The organism is Halorubrum sp. Atlit-26R, from assembly GCF_003666015.1.
Taxonomy (GTDB): domain Archaea; phylum Halobacteriota; class Halobacteria; order Halobacteriales; family Haloferacaceae; genus Halorubrum.
In genome coordinates, this window is record NZ_QPLT01000194.1 from 1 (window position 1) to 763 (window position 763).

General features: G+C 49.1%; 1 protein-coding gene. It reads right to left on the reverse strand.

All coding sequences use genetic code 11. The annotated features are described in order from the left end of the window. Positions 1-763: hypothetical protein (locus DVK07_RS22945; RefSeq protein WP_199719663.1), on the reverse strand; the 763-nt coding region annotated here is incomplete at its 5' end.

The following is a 763-nucleotide window of genomic DNA, read 5'->3' on the forward strand; positions in this document are numbered from 1 at the left end:
TTAATGACCGACAGCGCGCCGGACTTCGTTTCCTGCAGCTTCCGCGATCGTCCGCACGTATTCACCCAATTCATCCTGGAGCCGATTCCATTCTGTGTGCTCTTCCTCGGGAAGCAACTGCCCCACATCGTATTTATTTTTGAGCTCTCGTCTCCGCTCACGCGCTTCATCGAACGATAGTTCCCCTGATTGTTGCTTATCCCGTATCGCATTAGTCTCGGCTCGTTGCACGGATCGGATAGTCTCTCTCCGCTGTGAACGTTTCTGAGTGAGTGCTGCGAACCGGGCTGCTTTCGCTTCAAGCTCGTCTTTTCCGTCCGCATCAACAATATCAATCACGTCTTCCGGAAGACAGTTGAGAAATTCCCCGGCAAATCCCGACCGGAGTGTACTCTCGGGAAGACCGTACTCGCATTTCTTCTGGTTCACGTACCATCCATAATTCTGGTCGAACACTGTTCCATACATTTCATGAGAATACCGGCGGTTCGGGACGACATCGTTACACTTGTGACAAATCCGGTCTTCGAAATTTGCGATGCCGATTGTCTCTCGAATATTATCAATTTCGGCGTTTTCAACGTGTATTCTGAATTCTTCAGGGAAATCGTCTTCAACAACTTTCTCCGGTGAGACGCTGTATGATGAGGTATCTGAGTTTCTCTGTTCATATCTCAGGAAGTTCTCAATAGCTTCTCTTGCGCAGGAACAGAAGTACAGGTTACCGTCGCGGTGCTGTTTGAAACCGATGAATGTCCCATAG